This is a genomic window from Bradyrhizobium sp. NAS96.2, assembly GCF_001908235.1.
Classification (GTDB): Bacteria; Pseudomonadota; Alphaproteobacteria; order Rhizobiales; family Xanthobacteraceae; genus Bradyrhizobium.
In genome coordinates this window covers 42,628-60,212 of the sequence record NZ_LGHK01000071.1, presented here as the reverse complement: position 1 = coordinate 60,212, position 17,585 = coordinate 42,628, and the positions used below count along the sequence as shown (strand labels likewise).

The following is a 17,585-nucleotide window of genomic DNA, read 5'->3' as shown; positions in this document are numbered from 1 at the left end:
GGCAAGGCGGCGTGAGCCGTTCTCCCTCGCTCCCTCGCCTCGCTGGTGCGAGGCGAGGGAGGCGTTCGCTTCAGGCAGCGTCGGTCATGGCGTGCGCAGCCTTTCTCCCCTGCGGCGGCTCTGACGGCTGACAGGGAAGGGCCGGAAAGTTCAGTTCGACCGTGGTGCCGCCTCCCGGCGTATCGCGGAGGGAAACGCTGCCGTTGTGGGTGGTCATCACCTGGGAAACGATCGAAAGCCCGAGCCCTGTTCCTTCGGTGCCGGTGTTTCCACGCCTGAAGGGTTCGAGTAGACGTTCGGGTTGGCCAAGCTGGAGACCGGGTCCGAAGTCAACAACGCTCAACCGCGCCGGCGCTTCGACCTTGATGAGGACGGAGCCGCCCGCGCTTCCATGCGTCACGGCGTTTCGGATCAGATTCGAGAGTGCAACGCCGATCGCGGTTTCCGAGCCGCGCACCCGGACCGGGTGACGCGGCTCGGTGAACTCGACATCGCTTCCGTTCTTCAACGCCATCGGCACGTGTTCGGCCGCCACCCTGCGCGCGAGCGCAGCAAGATCCATGTCGATCAGTTCGGCAGGTTCGGCCGAGATGCGTGCCAACTGCAGCAGCATGGTGACAATCGACGACAGCTTCTGGTTCTCGGCTATCAGCTTGGTACGCAACGGAGCGTCCTCGACCTGCTCGAGTATGGTGCGCGCATTGGTCAAGGGCGTCCGAAGTTCATGCGCCGCATTCGACAGAAAATTTCGCTGCGCTTTTGAAGCGGTGTCGATCCGCGACAGCGCGCGATTGAAGGCCATGACGAGAGGCAACAGCTCGGATGGCGCATTGTCTTCCGGCAGCCTGCGGCCATCTGAAACCCCGTCGATCATCTCGGCGGCCGCGGCGACGGCCCGAACGGGACGCGCGATGAGCGTCGGCACGAAAACCATGGCAGTGAACGCCGTCGCTGCCAGGACGAGGATGATCGGGAGCGCAACGATCGTTGCATCGGTGAGCGTTCCGACCGTCAGTTGCGTTGCCGTATAGGCCACGCCACCGGTTTCGATCCATACCTCGCCCACCGGCGTGTTTCGGACGCCGGCCATCTTCTTCAGCTTTGTGGTTTCGCCGTCGATCGCATAAGCGAGGAAACTTGTCCCGTCGCGTGACACCAGCGTCTTTTGCGGACGCCATTTCGGCACCGGGCCGTAGCTGACCTCGCCACTCTTGTCGGAGACGACATACCAGAATGTCGGAAAATTGCGGGTGATCTCTTCCAGCCGCGAGGTGTGCTTGAGGGCCAGCTGCCCCGCCTCGTTGCGTGTGACGGCTGCCTTCAAGGCGTCGGCGACGTCGGCCGCGGCCCAGGTGCCGTCGTCGTCGCCGCCAAACCGGATCAGCAAGGCTGCCGCGCAGAGCAGCATGATCGTCGTCACGGCGCCGATCAGCGTCGCGGAGAGCACCGCAATCGAGCGATGGATGCGCTTGAGCGTTTGCCACTTGGACATCATCATTCACCACTCAACAGATAGCCGAGGCCACGGACCGGTTTGATGACGATCCTGCAGTTGGCCGCACGGAGCCGTCGGCGCAGCCGCGAAACATGCGCCTCGATCGCGTTCGATTGAATCTCGTCGTCAAAATCATAGGCCGCAACTTCAAGCGTCTCGCGCAGGACCACGCGCCCGATCCGCCGCACCATGGCTTCCAGGATTGCCAGTTCACGCCGCGGGACGACAATCGGCTGGTGATCGACGCAGACCTCGCGATTGAGGACGTCGTAGCTCAGATTGCCGATGCGAACGACCGCCCCTCGATCCAGGAACAGACGCCGGAGCACCGCCTTTGCTCTTGCGACCAGTTCGATCGGCTCGAATGGCTTCGCCACATAATCGTCCGCCCCGTCGTCGAGGGCGCGTGCAATATCGACGGGATCATCAAGTGCCGTCAGCACAATCGTCGCGGGGCTCGGCTTCTGTTGCTTCAGGTCGCGCAGCAAGGCCAGGCCATCGCCATCCGGTAGTCCGCGGTCGATCACCACGAGTTCAAAATTCCGGACGGCAATAGCGGCCCGGCCTTCCTCGAGCGTCGTGACCATATCAGATGAGCCGAAGGCCGTTCCCAGAGTTTCCCGCAGCCATGGCCCAAGCTGAGGGTCATCCTCCACGACCAGAACTCGCACCGCATTCTCCCAAGCATGAGACACGGCTTCTACCATTACGGACGGATTACCATAAGGTTACGGCTGGTCGGAAAAGTGCGATATTTCATCTCAATACGTTGATGTGATTGGCGTTCTCTTGATGATTCCGTCGTTTTTTGATGCCGGAAGCGATGAGATCGCCGCCCGATTGGCTGCCCTTGGACAGACCCGTCGGGATGGGCGCCGAAGCTCCGTCGATCGAGCTCAATCTCTTCTTCGGCTCGGCTTCAGGGGCAGCCAGATCGCGTCGTGCTGAGCCAGTGTGCTTCGACACAGTCGATAGGCGAATCGCGGGCGTCATGCGCATCGGCCAGCGTGCGCGCAATCGCCGCCGCGGCCAACGATCGCCAAAGCGTCAATGACCCCTGCGGCCACTGCTGCCCCGTAACCGGCGCCGGCTTCGAGCACCAAGCACCCCAAAGCCAATCAGCGTCATGATCATCATGATGGCGAGTCTTTGCATGCGGATCTCCTCGACGGGATTGATCCGCCAGAGGCATCGATCAGCATTACCGGCGCATGACCGCCATCAGCGTTGGCGAGGTCACCCGGGAGACGTGAGCTGAGCCGCGTCAGGCTGTCGTAATGCTGGCTGTGAAGAGCATGTCGATGGAAGCGCCGACATGGCGTTCGCGATATGAAAACGAAGGCTTCATGCCGGTAGATTTTGCGTTGTCGGCGATGGCCAAGCGGTCGGATCGCGATCCGGCGTGTTGGCGCCGCCTGTTCGACCGGTGGCTGGAAGGGGTCGAAGCAGGGTGGTCGGTACCACTGCTGCTCGCCGGCTTCGTCGGCATCTGGACGCTGTATCTGGCCGTGGCCTATCACGGCGCTGGCCTGCATCCAGACGTGCTGGAGACCTGGACGTATGGAAGGCATTTCGCGTGGGGTTATCCCAAACACCCGCCGTTGATGGGATGGGTGACCGGCGCGTGGACCTCGGTCTTTCCGCTGACCGACTGGTCGTTGCATCTGATGGCGATGACGAATGCGGCGCTGGCATTGTGGTTCGTCGACCTGATCGCAAGGCGGTTTGTCGGCGGGCACAAGCGCCTGCTCGTGCTGCTCCTGCTCATGCTGACCCCGGCGTATCAGTTTCATGCGCAGCGCTTCAACGCCAACGCGGTATTGCTCGCGGTCTGGCCGCTTGCGACCTATTGCTTCCTCCGCGCCTTTGAAACCAGGGCGCCGCTCTGGGCGATTGCCGCAGGTCTGGCGGCCTCCCTTGCCATGTTGGGCAAGTACTACTCCATCTTTCTGGTCGCGAGCTTTGCGTTGTCGGCAATGCTTCACCCGTTGCGGCGCGCCTACTTCACCTCCAGCTCGCCCTGGATCTCCACCGCGGCCGGGCTGCTTGCGCTGTTTCCGCACCTGCAATGGCTGGCCGAGACAGGCGCGGAGCCCGTCTACTATGCAGCAACCCATGTGCGGGCCGATTTCGTGACGTCTCTGCAAGACGCCGCCAATTTCCTGCTGGGCCTTGCTGCGGCAGTGAGTCTGTCCGCCGCGACGTGGGTGATGATCGCAGGTTATCGAATAAGGCGCCTGTCTCGCGATATGGCGTCGTCGGATCCAAACCTGAAGCTGCTCTGGCACGTCGCGATCGGCACGATCGCGCTTCCTTTCATCACCTCCATATTCCTCTGCACCGACTTGCCGTCGCTATGGGCGCTACAGGGATTGTTCCTGCTTGCCGTGCCGATTGTTTGCAGCACCCGCTACCGGATCGAGCGCTTCTACACGGTCAACGCCACGCTGCTCGTTGCCGGAGTAGCGATCGTGGCCGCTGTGATCGCGGCCCCGATTCATGCGCTCTATCGCAACAGCCACGGCTATGAGGAGGGACGAAGCTATTATCACCAGGCGGCAGACAAACTCACCCGCCTGTGGCACGAGGAGATGGGGACGCCCCTGTCGATCGTCGGAGGCAACGATAGCCTCGGGCTTGCGGTGGCGTTCTACAGCTCCGATCACCCGTACTATGGCGATCCCTTCGCCTACCAGTATTCATTGGCATTGCCTCGCCAGGTGACGCCTGAGCGCGGCTGGGCTGCGCTCTGCTTCGATGATCAAGATGATTGCGTTGAATGGACTGAGCGGATGGCGGCGCAGGCCGGACACTATGTCAGGCGCGAAATTTCCATTCAATCGAGCTTGTTCGGAATGCCAGGCGTCAGGCGAAACCTCGTTGCATTCCTGGTGGCGCCGCTTCGCGAGCCGGGCAGCGCAGCTTCAAGCCTCGCAACGATGTTGGCCAGGGCAAGGACGCATGTCTCCGCGAGCCGATCCACCACAGCGCGCCGGGCTGGACTGTTCGTCGTGATCCGCTGACCGGATGCTGCAGAAAGTCGCTGCGACGATCGCGACCGTAAGCTTGCGGTAATCGGCAGCCGCTTTATCGGCCGCGGGTGAAGGGCGTCATATCACGAAGGACAACGGTCCATGTTTACTCGGTTCGTTTGCATCTGCCTCGGTGTTTGTATCATCGGTGCGACCGCGCTCGCGCAGACATCTCCATCAATCACCGGCTCGACCCGCCAGGCACCCGCGACACGAGAGCCGGTCGGCCGGACCGAAAAGATCAACCTCAACACCGCGCCTGTCAGCGAGTTGGTGAAGCTTCCGCATCTCAGCGTTCGCGCCGTGACTGCAATCACGGAGGCGAGAACGAAGTCGAAGTTCAAGGACTGGAACGACTTCGTGGGCAGACGGGTTGTGCCGCGATTTGTCCGCAGCGAGATCAAGGACCTCGTCACGTTCTAGAGGCTTTCCATTGGACGCGGGCCGGCCGTCCGGCGCGGATGAACCGACAAGAGGACCCGAGGGCACGGCGGAGCAGGATGCCGGCCGCGCGGCGACGTCATCCTGCGGTAAGCGCGATGGTTGATCGCTGCCACCGGCCCGCGCGGTTGTCGAACTCAAACAAGGATATGCGTGAATGAAACGAGCAGCTGTTCTCACGACCGCCGCGGTCATCGTGATGGGGTGTCTTGCGTCGACGGAAGCCACCGCCCGTGGCCGGCGAGGAGACGCCGTGGCCGTTGGCATCGTTGGCGGCCTGGCCGTCGGCGCCCTGTTGGGCTCCACAATGAGCTCGCGTGCGGCTCCAGCCTATGTCTACGAGAGGGACTATTATTCGCCTGTCCCGGTCGTCCACTACCACCGTCACGTGTACGATTACGGCGACGAATATCCGGGCGGATATGATCGCGGCTATTCATATGGGTACCGCGAAGGGTACTCGGATGGCTGCTGGGACAACGATTGAACGCGGCCGCACGACCGCGCGTATCATGAGAGGCTGAGGCTGCGATTCTTCAGCCGCAGCGTCGCCGGAGGTCGATCGCCTCCGGCGGCATCACAGTTGTCGTGCCATGGATGCTGGGTCGGTCCGCTGACACCGGAGGCCCGTCCTAGTAGCTGATCCGCAGCCCGACGCCGCCATGCACCGTGTTGCCGACCAGTTGCGGTCCGGCGGTGCCGTTGAGGAAGAGATCGGCGATCCAGCCCTTGGTGATGCGGAAGCCGACGCGGCCGCCATATTCGAACCAGCCCTGATTGCCGATCGTCGGCACGATGGTGCCATCGCTGGTGACGGTGGCGACGATGCCGGAATGGGTGGCGAAGGATTGCACCCAGCCGCCGTTGATGTTGGTTTCGATGCTCGATCCGAACAGATGCGTCCACTGGCCGCCGATCTTGACCAGGCTGGTGCGATCGGTGCCGTCGGCGATGGTGGCGTCGAACGGATTGAAGGCGATCGCAGGATCGCTGTAACCCTTGACCCGCTGCCAAAGCTGCCAGACCTCGACCGAGGCCGCGACCTCGTCACGCGCCGACAGCCGGCTGATCCAGCCCGCGCGCCCATACACGCCGTAATTCTCGCTCGAGGTCTGGCCGGTGACCGACACCGGGCCGAGGCTGGTCGTGTAGCTGCGGGTGTAGCGCACCTTCTCCGACGGCGAGAGGATGCTGCCGACGTCGAAGAACGGCCGCGACGAGCCCCAGTCGACGAAATCATAGCGCAGCGCGAAGGCGCCGATCGGCGCGCTGGTGACATTGTAGCCGCCCTCGCCATATTGCGTGTAGGCGATGCCGGCGAGCAGCGACAGATTCGGCGTGATGGTCTTGCGGCCATGGATGCCGGCCGAGAACGACCCGGCCGAGCCGAACGCGCTGATGCAGTCGTCGCAATTGACCTGCTCATTGACGCCGAGCAGCACCGATCCGAGCACGCGGTTGGTGATCATCTGGTTGAAGCGCCGGTCGGCGAGGCCGTTGATCGAACTGCCGCTCGACGGCGCGCCGGTGATCGGCGTCGGAGAGGGGCTCGGTGTTGGTGTCGGCGTGGGAGTGGGTGTCGGCGTAGGCGTAGGCGATGGTGTGGCCGTAGGTGTCGGCGTCGGTGTGGGGGTCGCTCCACAGTTCGACGACAGGTTGGTATCCGAGTTGCAGTTCGGCGTTGGAGATTGAGCCTGCGCCGGCGCAGCCAGCGCCTGCAGCATCGCGAGCGACAGCGCCAACGTCAGAGCCGTCGACAGGATCACGTGATGGATGCGCCGTGCCATCGTCACCGTCCGCACAGCATTCCGGCGTCGTCGACAGGCGGCGTCACCGGTGTCGCATCCGCGAACTGGGTGACGGTGCAGAGCCCGGCGGCCTGGGTGCAGGTCGCCGCAAAGGTCCAGGGCGGGTTGTTGGTCTTCTGGATCGTGGTGCGGCCGCCGCTCGAGGTGATGATCGCAGTGTCGCCGGGCTGGGTCAGGTCGATGCACTGCCGGTTCGACGTACACACCGTCGAAGCGCCTTCCTGCAACACCACAGTTGTCTTGCCGCGCTGTGACAGGATGTCGAGCACCGTGCCGCGAACACCGATGGTCGCAAGCGGTGTGGTGATCTTGTAGGCGGCCTTGTCCGAGTGGCCGGTGACGAAGCGGAACGCACCCGAGGTCAGGCGGACCGCGACATCGCGATAGTGATGCTCGTCGTCGAACACGGTGCGATCGAGCTTCAGCGAAGCATTCGGCCCGAGCGAGAGGTTGGTGCTGTCAGCCATCACCAGCCGCGCGGCGCTCTCGAGACCGGTGCGCACCGTCTCATCGCGCAGCAGTGCGTCGCCGACATTGATCGGCGTGGTTGCAGCCGCTACGCGGACGACCTCGTTCTTCACCATCGCCGCTTCGCCGACGCGGGTCTGCGCCTGAGCGGGATGCGCCGTCAGGGCGACGAAAAGACCGAGTGCAAGCAGGGAGAAAAGGCTGCGAGGCGAATTCATTGCAATACCGATCGACTGAACGCAGTCATCGTACCGGATCGGACATGCATCTGATATTGTATATATGTCACAAACTCCCCCGAGGTGACTGGATGGTTAGTCTCTGTCGTTTCGATTGCGTTCAACGCTGTGGTTGTGAAAGTGAGTTCCGATCACACAGATCACACGCCTCGCGTGCAACGGCGCGATCGTAGCTCACACTTCGCTCACACTCGTTCTCCTCCACGTGCTCGCCCTTTGAATATCGCATCCAAATCTCCTTCTGTTCTGCGGCGTCCCGCCGCCCGCACGGCGATCGTCGCGGCGATCATCTTCGTCGTCGCCCATGTCGTGCTGCTGCTCGGGATCACGGCGCCGGACAAGCTCTATTTCGACGAGGTGCATTACGTGCCGGCGGCGCGGCAGATGCTTCAGCCGGTGCTCGAGGGACCGATCCTCAACCCGATGCATCCGCCGCTTGCCAAGGAGATCATCGCGCTTTCGATCAAGGCGTTCGGCGACGTGCCGCTCGGATGGCGCTATCCCGCGGCGCTGTTCGGCGCGCTGGGGCTGGTCGCCGTCTATCTCGGCGCGCTCGCGCTGTTCGCGTCGCAGGAACGCGCGATCGCTGCCGTGTTGCTGGCCTTCTTCAACCAGATGCTGTTCGTGCAGTCGCGGATCGCGATGCTGGATATTTTCGCGCTCGCGTTCTGCCTGTTCGCGATTGCAGCTTTCATCCAAGGCTTCAGGCAGACGCGGCCGCACTCCGCCTTCGCGCTGGCGGGATTGGCCGCGGGGCTGGCGTGTGCCTGCAAATGGAGCGGGTTGTTCGTGCTTGCGACCTGCGTCGCGATCGTCGTGATGATCCGTCTGATGCAGGGCTGGCGCGCACGCTTCGCCGACGCCAATGCGGAGGATTGGTACCGGCCGGACCTGTGGCCCGATTTCCGTCTACCGCACTTCATCGTCTGTTTCGTGCTGCTTCCGGCGGTCGTCTATCTCGCGACCTTCGTGCCGCTCTACGGCCTCTCGTTCAGCGACATCATCGAGGCGCAGCGCCGGATCTTTGCCGACAACACCACGATCGCGATCGCGGGCCACACCTATATGAGCTCATGGCCGTCCTGGCCGTTCCTGGTGCGCCCGGTCTGGTATCTGTTCGAAAAGGTCGGCGATGACAGGTTCGCGGCGGTCGTGTTTCTCGGCAATCCGCTGGTGCTGTGGCCGGCGTTGATCGCGCTGATCGTCGCGCTGCGCGACTGGATCGTCGCCCGCAGCCGCGATGCATTTCTCGTGCTCGCGTTCTATCTCGGCCCGTATCTCGCCTGGGCGCTGCTGCCACGCACGCTCGGCTTCATCTATTACTATCTGCCGGCGGCGACCACCGCGAGCTTCGTGCTGGTCTACGCCTTGACGCGCAAGGGCGCGCCGCGCTGGTTGCTGTGGGCCTTCGTCGCCGGCGGATGCGCAGGCTTCATCGCGATGCTGCCGATCACGGTCGCCGCGGTCGAGACGTCGATCGCGACCTTCAATCGGCTGATGCTGTTCCAGAACTGGATTTGAATCCCTCCGGATCAAGCGATCCGCCTGCCGGGGTCTGACAGGCGGATCGGACGTTCGGGAGATTACTGCTGCGCCGTCTTGGTATCCATGTTGACCACCTGCACGCGGCGGTTGGTCGGGTCCATCGGCGCGTTCGGGTCCTTCGGCCGGGTCTTGCCATAGCCGACGGTCACGAGATCGGAGCCGTTCAGGCCGTAATGCTCGACCAGATAGGTCTTGATGGTGTCGGCGCGGCGCTCCGAGAGATCCTGGTTATAGGCCTCGCTGCCGATCGCATCGGTGTGGCCGGCGAGGACGAAGGTCGAGCCCTTCATGCTGGCATCCGACAGCGCCTTGCCGAGCTCCTGCACCGCCTGGGCCGAGCCCTTGGCGATCTCCGCCGAGTTGTAATCGAAGTGAATCTCCAGATCGATCTTCGGCTTGTTGGCGGCGATGTCGGCGATCTCCTGGCGTTCGCCCAATGACAGCGAGCGGGTCTGCCGGTTGCGAACGCTGTTGAGGAAGCTTGCCTCCTTGGCCGTCGCGGCCGGGTCGACCTGCGTGCCGGAGAGGCTGCGGGTGGCCGATTTCGGCTTCAGCGCATTGAGGATCTGGGCGGCCGGAACGGTGTCGCTGCCGGCCAGTGCGACGCCCGCCGTCATCGACAGCGCAGCGCCGATTGTCAAAAGAGACAAGGAATGAGAGCGGGTCATGGTTTTGGTCCTTAAATGTCCGGCCAGCCGATCCGGCTGCTATCGTTTTGATGCTGGGAACCTAGGACGGGTTCAAAGCCCGGAATGTGATCTAGGTCACGGACCGGCGTGTCGCGCCCTGTCTCTTGCCGAAACGGGGTAGTCTGCGGTGAGGGAGGGCATCATGGCCCACGTCAATCGCGTCCTTCGCTCGATCAATGACGAGGGTGCCTCGCGCTGCGTCGATATCTTCCTTCGGCCGGATCGGACTGTTGGCTTCGAGGAGTATCGGCGGGACGTGGAAGATGGCCGCGGCTGGTTTCCGGTCGGCGGTCATTCGTCCCGGGTCTTCCATGAGGAAGGCGCCGCGCTCGCCGCGGCGCTGGCGGACGTTCCCTGGTTGCGGCGAGCCGTTGGATCGCAGTAGGTGGCCCGAAGCGCCGCGCAACGTCCAGAGGCGATGATCAGGCACGGCTGATTTCGCTCGCGCCGCTCTCCACAGCGGCGCGAATCTCACTACATTGCCTGGGCAATGCCCCGCGCCGCCGAACCCTTATCCCTGAACAATGCCGCCGCCCGCCATATCTGGCTGCGCGCGCAGCGGCTCGATACAACGGCGCCGTTCGGGGAGGGCGCGTCAGCCGTGGCGGCCGCCGTCGACCACCTCGGCTATGTGCAGATCGACACCATCAACGTGATCGAGCGCTGCCATCACCACATCCTGTTCAGCCGGATTCCGGACTATCGCCGCGCCGACCTCAAGCAGGCGCAGAGCCAGGACAAGAGCGTGTTCGAATACTGGACGCACGCGCTGTCCTACATTCCGTCCAAGGACATCGGCATCTTCCTGCCGGTCATGAAGGCGCATAAGCGCGATGGGCACAAATGGTATTCGTCGGTGACCCCTGCGGATACGCGCAAGATCATGCGGCTGCTGCGCGAGGGTCCGCTGACCATCCGCGACATCGATGACGACGTGCTTACCGAGAAGGAGCATCTCTGGCAGAGCCGGAAGCCCTCCAAGCGTGCGCTGCAGCTCGCCTTCTATGGCGGTGTGGTCACCATCAGCGAGCGCGCCGGCATGCTGAAGACCTACGAGCTGATGGGCAGGCATTTCGGCTGGGACACGCCGCCGAAGCCCGCGCCGGCCTCGGCCCGAACGGCCTATCTGCTCGACCGCGCGCTGCGCTCGCAGGGCATCGTCAGCCTGGATTCGATCTGCCATCTCGACGCGCCGAGCAAGAAGGCGGTGCGCAGCCTGATCGAGGCGAGGGTGCGCCGCAAGGAGCTGGTGCGGATCGCGCTGGAGGGCGCCGGCAAGCAGGAGCATTGGGCGCGGCCCGAGGTGCTGGAAGCGACCGGCGAGGAGGATCCCTCCTTGGTGCACATCCTCTCGCCGTTCGATCCCCTGATCATCCAGCGCAAGCGCACCGAGCTGTTCTTCGGCTACGGCCACCGCTTCGAGGCCTATGTGCCGAAGGAGAAGCGCCTGTTCGGCTATTTCGCGCTGCCCGTGCTGGTCGGCGACGACATCGTCGCCGCCCTCGACCTCAAGACCGACCGGCAGAACAAGAAACTGCTGATGCAGAAATGGAGCTGGGTCGGCAACGGCAAGAAGCAGGCGGGGCGCAAGGAGCTGAAGCGCCGCATCGAGGAGGAGCTCGACCGCTTCGCGCGCTTCCAGCTGGCGGAGTAGGGCTGACTGTCGCGTCCGTCATTGCGAGCGAAGCGAAGCAATCCATGCCACCGCAAGCTGAGAAATGGATTGCTTCGTCGCTATCGCTCCTCGCAATGACGGGAAGGGTGGTTCGGCCGACGACTTCGCAAGTTGCCCGCTGAGCGCTGTGCATCATGCGTTTTTGCCATTGCCCAACGCCGGGCGAGCCAATAATCCTCAAGGCAAGCAACAGCCTGGGGGAAACCGATGAGCCAGATCGCAACCGTCGCGTCCGATCGCGGCGCCCGCAGCGAGATCGAGACGTCCACGATCCGCGCGATCTCCTGGCGGCTGATCCCGTTCCTGATCCTGGCCTACTTCTTCTCCTATCTCGACCGCGTCAATCTCAGCTTCGCGGCGCTCACCATGAATGCCGAGCTGAAGTTCTCGCCCCTGGTATTCTCCTTTGGCGCCGGCATCTTCTTCATCGGCTATTTCGTCTTCGAGGTGCCGAGCAACCTCGCGCTGGAGCGGTTCGGCGCCAGCAAATGGATCGCCCGCATCATGGTGAGCTGGGGCATCCTCTCGGCGTTGATGGCGGCGGTCTATGACGAGCACAGCTTCTACGCGCTGCGCTTTTTCCTCGGCGTCGCCGAGGCCGGCTTCTTCCCCGGCATCATCCTCTATCTGACCTACTGGTATCCTGCCGAGTATCGCGCGCGCTTCCTCGCCGCCTTCGCGATCGCCGTCCCGGTTTCGACCGCGATCGGCGCGCCGATCTCCGGCCTGCTGCTCGGGCTCGACGGCGTGATGGGGCTGAAGGGCTGGCAGTGGCTGTTCGTCATCGAGGGCATCCCCTCGGTGCTGCTCGGCATCGTCACCTGGTTCTATCTGACCGACCGGCCGGAGAAGGCCGACTGGCTCTCGGCCGATCAGAAGACGTGGCTGAAGGCGAAGCTCGACGCCGAGGTCGCGGCCAAGCAGGCGGCGAAGCACTTCACGCTGTTCGAGGCGCTGTCCTCGCCGAAGGTGCTGGCGCTCAGCGCGATCTATTTCGGTTTCGTCGCCTCGCTCTACGGCATGCAGTTCTGGCTGCCGCAGATCGTCAAGGCGTTCGGTCTGACCAACGCGCAGACCGGCTTCGTCACCGCGATCCCCTATGCGTTCGGCACCGTCGCGATGATCCTGTGGGCGCGCCGTTCCGACGCCACGCGGGAGCGCGTGTTTCATGTCGGCGCGCCGCTCTTGCTCACCGCGCTGGCGCTCGCCGTCTCCAGCTACATCACCGATCCGACCATGACGATGGTCGTGCTGACGGTCGCCGCGATCGGCGTGTTCTGTACCTTCGCGGTGTTCTGGACGCTGCCGACCGCCTGGCTGTCAGGCACCGCCGCCGCCGGCGCGATCGCGCTGATCAACTCGATCGGCAACCTCGCCGGCTTCGGCGGGCCGTACCTGATCGGCTGGGTGAAGGAGGCGACCGGCAGCACGTCGACCGGTCTATTGGTGCTGGCGCTGCTGCCGCTCGCGGCGGGGCTTTTGGTTTTCCTCGGCAGCCACGAGACCAAGACCGAGTTCGCCGACGCGAAGTAACGGTGCGTAACGCTCGCGTTGCTGCGCTCTATCCATCCTACGATTTCGCTGGTCGTCGCTGATCGCAGCCCGGATGGAGCGAAGCGTAATCCGGGGGCCGTTGTCGCATCGGCCGACCTCCCGGATTTCGCTTCGCTCGATCCGGGCTACGCACCCCAAAACATTGCCAGTTCCGGCGCCCGGTCACGGCCATCCTCACGAACAGGTTACTACTGACGAATATTGACATTCATCAGTGATAAATCGATACTCTTCATCAGTCGTCAGCCCGATGGAGAATTCAGATGTTCGGCCGTTCCATTTTCTCGAGCTATTACAGGCTCTTGACCGGAGCATCGTTGGCTTTTGCCGTGTTCGCGCTGACCGGCTGCAACGAGAAAGCGGCTGAAACCGCCGATCCGGGACGCCCCGTGCTGGTGGCGACCGTCCATTATGAAGCTGAAACCCCTGAGCGCAGCTTTGTCGGCACCATCAAGCCCCGTATCGAAGCCGATATGGGCTTTCGGGTTGCCGGCAAGGTGGCCAAGCGGCTGGTCGAGGTCGGACAGACAGTCGATGTCGACCAGCCCTTGGCCACCCTCGACGAGGTCGACCTGAAGCTGCAGGCCGAGCAGGCGGAGGCGGAATTCACCGCCGCCACCGGCGTGCTGGCGCAGGCCGCCGCCGCCGAGCAGCGCGCCAAGGATTTGAAGGCCAAGGGCTGGACCACCGATGCGGCGCTCGATTCCGCCAAGGCCGCCGGCGATGAAGCCCGCGCGCGGCTGAACCGCGCCGAGCGCTCGGTCGAGCTGACCAAGAACTCCCTCTCTTATGCAACGCTCGTGGCCGACACCCGGGGTGTCGTCACAGCGACCATGATCGAGCCCGGCCAGGTGGTTGCCGCGGGCCAGGCTTCGATCCGTGTCGCCCGACTTGGCGAGAAGGAAGCTGTCGTCGCGATCCCAGAGACGCTTCTCGCTCGTGCCAGGTCGGGCGTCGCCACGGTGATGCTGTGGTCGGATGCAAAGAAGACCTACGCCGCCAAGCTGCGCGAGGTGGCGCCGCAGGCCGATCCCGCCACCCGCACCTATCTCGCGAAGTTCTCGCTGCCGGACGCCGACGAGGCGGTCTCGCTCGGCATGACCGCGACCCTGACCCTGGCCGACAAGGCGAGCGAGCGGGTGGCAAAGCTGCCGCTGTCGGCGCTGTACAGCCAGGGCGGCGATCCCTCGCTCTACATCGTCGACGACAAGGGCGACATCGCGCTGAAGCCGGTCAAGGTGAAGGCCTATGAGAGCAACAACGTCGTCATCTCCGGCGGCGTCGACGATGGCGCCAAGGTAGTCGCCCTCGGTGTGCAGAAACTCGATCCGAGCCAGAAGGTGCGGGTCGTGTCGTCGCTGTCGTTCTAGTCACGCGTCATTGCGAGGAGCGAAGCGACGAAGCAATCCACGTCGCCGCACGCTGAAGAATGGATTGCTTCGCTTCGCTCGCAATGACGATTGAAGTCGAGACGATTTGGACCTGGAGAGTTCGATGAAGCGCTTCAACCTTTCGGCCTGGGCGGTCAGCCATCCGACGCTGGTGCTGTTCCTGATGATCATCCTCGGCGCCGCCGGCTTCTTCTCCTATGAGAAGCTCGGCCGTGCCGAGGATCCGTTCTTCACCGTCAAGGTGGTGAACGTCTCGGTGATGTGGCCGGGCGCGACCTCGCAGGAAATGCAGATGCAGGTCGCAGATCCGATCGAGAAGAAGCTGCAGGAGCTGCCGTTCTTCGACAAGGTGCAGACCTATTCCAAGCCGGGCTTCACGGCGATGCAGGTCTCCTTCAAGGATTCGACCTCGCCGAAGGACGTGCCCTATCTCTTCTACCTGCTGCGCAAGAAGCTGGTCGACGTGCAGGGCGAGCTGCCCGCCGGTATCCTCGGTCCGGTCGTGAACGACGAATTCTCCGACGTCGATTCGATCCTCTATATGATGACCGGCGACGGCGCCAGTTACGCGCAGCTCAAGAAGGTCGCCGAAGGCTTCCGCCAGCGCCTGCTGAAAGTGCCGGGTGTCACCAAGATCGATCTCTACGGCACCCAGGACGAGCGCATCTTCGTCGAGTTCTCGCACGCCAAGCTCGCGACCCTCGGCATCACGCCGCAGGCGCTGTTCGACTCGCTCGCCAAGCAGAACAACGTGACGCCCGCCGGCACCGTCGAGACCTCGTCGCAGCGCGTGCCGCTGCGCGTCACCGGTGCGCTTGACGGCGTCAAGGCGGTTGCCGAGACGCCGGTCGAGAGCAACGGCCGCGTGTTCCGGCTCGGCGATATCGCAACCGTCAGCCACGGCTATGTCGATCCGCCGAGCTTCAAGGTGCGCCAGGAAGGCAAGCCGGCGCTCGGCATCGGCGTCGTCACCGCCAAGGGCGCCAACATCCTCGAGCTCGGCAAGGAAGTGCAGCAGGCGACCGCCGAGTTCATGAAGGCGGTGCCGCAGGGCGTCGACGTCCAGCAGATCGCCGACCAGCCCAAGGTGGTCGAGCACGCCGTCGGCGAGTTCGTGCACTCCTTCGTCGAGGCGCTCGCGATCGTGCTATTCGTCTCTTTTGTCGCGCTCGGCTGGCGCACCGGCATCGTCGTGGCGCTGTCGGTACCGCTGGTGCTCGGCATCGTCTTCATCGTGATGAACGCGATGTCGCTCGACCTGCACCGCATCACGCTCGGCGCGCTGATCATCGCGCTCGGCCTCCTGGTCGACGACGCCATCATCGCGGTCGAGATGATGGTGGTGAAAATGGAACAGGGCTGGGACCGCATGAAGGCGGCGTCCTTTGCCTGGGAATCTACCGCGTTTCCGATGCTCACGGGGACGCTGGTCACAGCCGCTGGCTTCCTCCCCATCGGCTTTGCCAATTCGGCGGTCGGCGAATATGCCGGCGGCATCTTCTGGATCGTGGCGATCGCGCTGGTCGCCTCCTGGTTCGTCGCGGTGATCTTCACGCCCTATATCGGCGTCAAGCTGCTGCCCAACATCAAGGTGCACCAGAACCACGATCCGCACGCGATCTACGAGACGCGGATGTATCGTGGCCTGCGCAGCGTCGTGCAGTGGTGCGTCGATCACCGCATCAAGGTGGTGGCGGCAACCGTCGGCGTCTTCGTCGCCGCGATCGTCGGCTTCGGCCACGTCCAGCAGCAGTTCTTCCCGCTGTCGGAGCGGCCCGAGCTGTTCCTGCAGCTCCGCCTGCCGGAAGGCACCGCCTTCAACGTCACGGAGAAGGCCGTGAAGCAGGCCGAAGGGCTGTTGAAGGGCGACGAGGACATTGCGACCTACACCGCCTATGTCGGCCAGGGCTCGCCGCGCTTCTGGCTCGGCCTCAACCCGCAGCTGCCGAACGAGGCCTTTGCCGAGATCGTCATCCTCGCCAAGAACGTCGAGGCGCGCGAGCGCGTCAAGGCGAAGATCGAGCAGGCGGCCGCCGACGGCGCGCTGAACGAGGCGCGGGTCCGCGTCGACCGCTTCAACTTCGGTCCGCCGGTCGGCTTCCCGGTCCAGTTCCGCGTGATCGGGCCCGATGCCAACAAGGTGCGCGACATCGCCTATCAGGTGCGCGAGGTCATGCGCCAGAACAAGAACGTCAAGGACGTCCAGCTCGACTGGAACGAGCAGTCGCCCTACCTGAAGCTCGCCGTCGACCAGGATCGGGCGCGTGCGCTCGGCCTCACCCCGCAGGACGTCTCACAGGCGCTGGCGATGCTGATCTCGGGCGCGCCGGTCACCACGATCCGCGACGGCATCGAGAAGGTCGGCGTGGTCGCCCGTGCGGTGCCGTCCGAACGGCTCGATCTCGGCCGGGTCGGCGACCTCACCATCACGTCACGCAACGGTGTGGCGGTCCCGCTGCAGCAAATTGCAAAAATCGAATATGAGCATGAGGAGCCGATCCTGTGGCGGCGCAACCGCGACATGGCGATCACCGTGCGCTCGGATGTCGTCGACGGCGTGCAGGCGCCCGACGTCACCAACCAGATCGCGCCGAAGCTCAGGGATATCCAGGCCCATCTCGAGCCGGCCTACCGGATCGAGCCGGGCGGGGCGTTCGAGGAATCCGCCAAGGGCAATGCGTCGATCTTCATCCTCTTCCCCGTGATGGTGATGGTGATGCTGACGCTCTTGATGATCCAGCTGCAGAGTTTCTCGCGCCTGACCCTGGTGTTCCTGACCGCGCCGCTCGGCATCGTCGGCGCCTCGCTGGGGCTCAACGTCGCCAACCAGCCGTTCGGCTTCGTGGCGCTGCTCGGCCTGATCGCGCTCGCCGGCATGATCATGCGCAACACGGTCATCCTGGTCGATCAGATCGAGAGCGACGTGGCGTCCGGCCTGACCCGGCGCGAGGCGATCGTCGAGGCCACCGTCCGGCGCGCCCGGCCGGTGGTGCTGACCGCGCTCGCCGCGATCCTCGCGATGATCCCGCTGTCGCGCTCGGCGTTCTGGGGCCCGATGGCGATCACCATCATGGGCGGTTTGTTTGTTGCGACTTTCCTGACCTTGCTGTATCTGCCGGGCCTTTACGCCCTCTGGTTCCGCAAGACCCTCGAGGAGAGCGGCCCTGAGCAGACCGATACTGCGCCGCAGCATGCGGGAAAAGGACAACTCGCATTTCCACTTGCTGAGGCGGCCGAATAATTGAAGA

15 protein-coding genes are annotated in these 17,585 nt (G+C 63.9%); 9 read left to right on the top strand and 6 right to left on the bottom strand.

Annotated features, from left to right (window positions below):
• Positions 1-70: 70 nt before the first annotated feature.
• The 3 genes from AC628_RS16615 to AC628_RS42950 all read right to left on the bottom strand — a co-directional run bounded on the left by AC628_RS16615 (position 71) and on the right by AC628_RS42950 (position 2,488).
• Positions 71-1,495, bottom strand: coding sequence for a sensor histidine kinase (locus AC628_RS16615; RefSeq protein ID WP_083632957.1), 1,425 nt, complete (start codon positions 1,493-1,495; stop codon positions 71-73).
• Positions 1,495-2,166 carry a response regulator gene (locus AC628_RS16610; RefSeq protein ID WP_074127868.1) on the bottom strand — a complete coding sequence of 224 codons (672 nt, stop codon included), beginning with the start codon at positions 2,164-2,166 and terminating at the stop codon, positions 1,495-1,497. Before AC628_RS16610 ends, AC628_RS16615 begins: the two co-directional genes overlap by 1 nt.
• An 85-nt stretch (positions 2,167-2,251) precedes the next feature.
• Positions 2,252-2,488, bottom strand: coding sequence for a hypothetical protein (locus AC628_RS42950; protein ID WP_143201642.1), 237 nt, complete (start codon positions 2,486-2,488; stop codon positions 2,252-2,254).
• 353 nt (positions 2,489-2,841) lie between these two features.
• Here AC628_RS42950 and AC628_RS16605 point away from each other — a divergent pair, with 353 nt between their 5' ends.
• From AC628_RS16605 to AC628_RS16595, 3 genes are all read left to right on the top strand, one after another.
• Complete coding sequence (locus AC628_RS16605) at positions 2,842-4,518, top strand: glycosyltransferase family 39 protein (RefSeq protein ID WP_083632955.1); 1,677 nt, start codon at positions 2,842-2,844, stop codon at positions 4,516-4,518.
• Positions 4,519-4,629: 111 nt separating this feature from the next.
• Positions 4,630-4,950 carry a ComEA family DNA-binding protein gene (locus tag AC628_RS16600; RefSeq protein ID WP_074127866.1) on the top strand — a complete coding sequence of 107 codons (321 nt, stop codon included), beginning with the start codon at positions 4,630-4,632 and terminating at the stop codon, positions 4,948-4,950.
• 175 nt (positions 4,951-5,125) lie between these two features.
• A complete protein-coding gene (locus AC628_RS16595; protein ID WP_074127865.1) occupies positions 5,126-5,455 on the top strand; it encodes a hypothetical protein in 330 nt (109 codons plus the stop codon).
• Positions 5,456-5,600: 145 nt separating this feature from the next.
• On the opposite strand, the gene AC628_RS16590 is transcribed toward AC628_RS16595, so the two are convergent.
• Together AC628_RS16590 and AC628_RS16585 are read right to left on the bottom strand one after the other, a co-directional pair.
• Positions 5,601-6,755 (bottom strand): hypothetical protein, encoded by a 1,155-nt coding sequence (locus AC628_RS16590; protein ID WP_074127864.1) that lies wholly within the window; start codon positions 6,753-6,755, stop codon positions 5,601-5,603.
• 2 nt (positions 6,756-6,757) lie between these two features.
• Entirely contained in the window at positions 6,758-7,462 is a 705-nt protein-coding gene (locus AC628_RS16585) for a FecR family protein (protein ID WP_074127863.1), read from the bottom strand.
• A 237-nt stretch (positions 7,463-7,699) separates the two neighbouring features.
• Here AC628_RS16585 and AC628_RS16580 point away from each other — a divergent pair, with 237 nt between their 5' ends.
• Positions 7,700-9,004, top strand: coding sequence for a phospholipid carrier-dependent glycosyltransferase (locus AC628_RS16580; RefSeq protein ID WP_074127862.1), 1,305 nt, complete (start codon positions 7,700-7,702; stop codon positions 9,002-9,004).
• A 62-nt stretch (positions 9,005-9,066) separates the two neighbouring features.
• Here AC628_RS16580 and AC628_RS16575 read toward each other — a convergent pair whose 3' ends face one another.
• Entirely contained in the window at positions 9,067-9,696 is a 630-nt protein-coding gene (locus tag AC628_RS16575; protein ID WP_074127861.1) for an OmpA family protein, read from the bottom strand.
• A gap of 163 nt (positions 9,697-9,859) precedes the next feature.
• On the opposite strand from AC628_RS16575, the gene AC628_RS16570 reads away from it, so the two are divergent.
• From AC628_RS16570 to AC628_RS16550, 5 genes are all read left to right on the top strand, one after another.
• Entirely contained in the window at positions 9,860-10,102 is a 243-nt protein-coding gene (locus tag AC628_RS16570) for a hypothetical protein (protein WP_074127860.1), read from the top strand.
• 105 nt (positions 10,103-10,207) lie between these two features.
• A complete protein-coding gene (locus AC628_RS16565; protein ID WP_074127859.1) occupies positions 10,208-11,371 on the top strand; it encodes a winged helix-turn-helix domain-containing protein in 1,164 nt (387 codons plus the stop codon).
• Between the two features lie 228 nt (positions 11,372-11,599).
• Positions 11,600-12,925 carry an MFS transporter gene (locus AC628_RS16560; RefSeq protein ID WP_074127858.1) on the top strand — a complete coding sequence of 442 codons (1,326 nt, stop codon included), beginning with the start codon at positions 11,600-11,602 and terminating at the stop codon, positions 12,923-12,925.
• A gap of 284 nt (positions 12,926-13,209) precedes the next feature.
• Complete coding sequence (locus AC628_RS16555; RefSeq protein ID WP_074127857.1) at positions 13,210-14,316, top strand: efflux RND transporter periplasmic adaptor subunit; 1,107 nt, start codon at positions 13,210-13,212, stop codon at positions 14,314-14,316.
• A 124-nt stretch (positions 14,317-14,440) separates the two neighbouring features.
• Positions 14,441-17,578: an efflux RND transporter permease subunit gene (locus tag AC628_RS16550; protein WP_074127856.1), complete on the top strand. Its 3,138-nt coding sequence runs from the start codon at positions 14,441-14,443 to the stop codon at positions 17,576-17,578.
• Positions 17,579-17,585 lie beyond the last annotated feature (7 nt).